General features: G+C 43.7%; 2 protein-coding genes. Both read right to left on the bottom strand.

Annotated elements, in window-relative coordinates; genetic code table 11:
* Nucleotides 1-177 precede the first annotated feature (177 nt).
* Entirely contained in the window at nucleotides 178-1,554 is a 1,377-nt protein-coding gene (locus Q7P41_RS10665) for a glucose-6-phosphate isomerase (RefSeq protein ID WP_303884142.1), read from the bottom strand.
* A 26-nt stretch (nucleotides 1,555-1,580) separates the two neighbouring features.
* Nucleotides 1,581-1,826, bottom strand: coding sequence for a glutaredoxin domain-containing protein (locus Q7P41_RS10660; protein WP_303884141.1), 246 nt, complete (start codon nucleotides 1,824-1,826; stop codon nucleotides 1,581-1,583).
* Nucleotides 1,827-2,163 lie beyond the last annotated feature (337 nt).

Raw genomic sequence — 2,163 nt, 5'->3', positions numbered from 1 at the left:
TCCTCCATAAAACCTTCTATTTTTTAGCTAGACCCTGATCGCCAAAAAAAGGCCTTAAAATTTTCTTGCACTTTTTATGCCAGGTCCGTGCATTTGCTTGCGAACTTCTGTTGCTCTCTACGAAATCCTAAATCCTGTAGGCAAGGCCTAAATACCGATCATTTTCCCTTGGGAAGCTTATAAAATGATCTCGATATTTCGACACTTACCGAAATATTGTTCCACCTCACCAATGTACTCCTCGAACCCTTGACGTCCCATAAGGGAATAAATGTAACGCTTTCCTTGTTCGACGCCGGGTTGATCAAAGGGATTTACATCCATTAAAAGTCCCACAAGAGCCGTTAAATATTCATAGAAAAATATCAGAGCGCCGATATATCTTTCGGAGACCTCCGGTATGCTCAAATACACGACAGGCTTTCCTGCCTTGATCAAAGCAGATGTTGTTGATCGAGCTTCTACGCTCAAAAGCTCCCCCATGGTTTTACCAAATAGAAACTCGAAGTCCTTTAATGCATCATCATCGATATTGTCAGGCAGCTTGAAATAAGGCCTATTTTTAACATCAATGATAGTGATGAGCTTATCGTCGGGACCTTCCATATAAAGCTGAAGTTGAGAATGTTGGTCAATAGCGCCCAAGGCTCGAACGGGCGTGGTGCCCAACCCATTTTTTCCTAAACTTTCCCCCCAAAGCTGAGCAAACCACTCCGCAAAAGCAGAAAGGCAGTCTCCATAAGGCATCATTACAGACATGTTCCGCCCAGCTCTTGCGTGAAGTACATTTAGTCCGGCCAATACCCACGCAGGATTTTCCCACAAGTAGTTTCGCATTACGAGCCTTTGATCAATCTCTCTTGCACCCTGAAGCAATCTTTCTATGTCAATGCCTAGTGCCGCAGCGGTCGCAAGGCCTACTGAAGATAATACAGAATATCTCCCTCCCACGCTTTCGGGGATCTCCAAACTCCTGCACCCGCGCGCCCTAACGAATTTCCGCAAACTACCTCTTCTAGAATCGGTTATTACCAAAAAGTGTTCAGGAGCTTTGGTGCCAAGATTTTCTTTCGCTCTTTGCCACGTCCAAAGGAAGTGTGCGATGGTTTCTGTAGTGCTGCCGGATTTGCTGACCACGACAAAGACGGTCCTTGGCAAATCAAGCCTGTTTAACATTGCAGCTGCGGTTATAGGGTCCGAATTTTCCAATAGATAAAATCTTGGCCCTTTCCTTAAAGGCATCTCAAGTTCGTTATAAAAAGGGGGGAGGAGCGCATTTACGAGCATCCTGTTGCCTAAAGCAGAGCCTCCTATACCTATTTGAACGATTGTATCAAACTTGGAGAGCCAACGACCTATATCAATTATCTCCGTCAGGTCCTGATAGGGCAAGTTAATCCACCCAAATCCTTCTGCATCATCTCTGCCTTTTTTACGCAAAAAAACATCCGTCTCTTCGATTTTTTGAGACAAACTGTCAATGTTTTCAACTTTGACCGGATGCTTTCCGCTCGCAAAGGCACCACCCACGCTCACGCTTAAAAGCTCATCCAACGCGCACCCCCCCTTCGAGCTTCGTGTTAATCTAACAAGTCATTTTCTTTCAAAAGCTCATTGATAGCATCAGGATCATAGCCAACAGCGAATTTATCGCCAACAAAGGTAACGGGTACCCCCATCTGGCCGGTTTGCCTTACCATTTCCATAGCCGCTGCCCTATCTTTGCTGACATCTATCTCCTCATAATCTACTCCCAGTTCCTGTAAATATTCTTTAACCTTTGTGCACCAGGGGCATGTAGGCGTGCTATAAACTTTGACTTTCATAATTTACACCTTCCTCGAAAATATTAAATTAGGCATGCCAAACATAGACGGAGAAACTATACCATAATACGAATAAAAGCGCAACGACTCTGCTACGCCAGGTCAGTGTAAAATATTTGTAAGGTTATTGGATAAGCACCACCGGTTTAATGAGATCTCTTGGTTTATCTTTCATTAGCATAAAGACCTATTTGATGCGGTCGAAACTTATTTTTAACGCCAATGCCAGAGTATCGGGATTGCAACCAGCGATAATAGCCACGTCAACACCTGCCAAAAATTTTCTATCAAAAAGAGTCCACGTCTTTTAAATAAAATTCGGTAGTATTATACTATC

This window comes from Acetomicrobium mobile, assembly GCF_937920065.1.
This window is presented reverse-complemented; position numbering and strand designations above follow the sequence as displayed.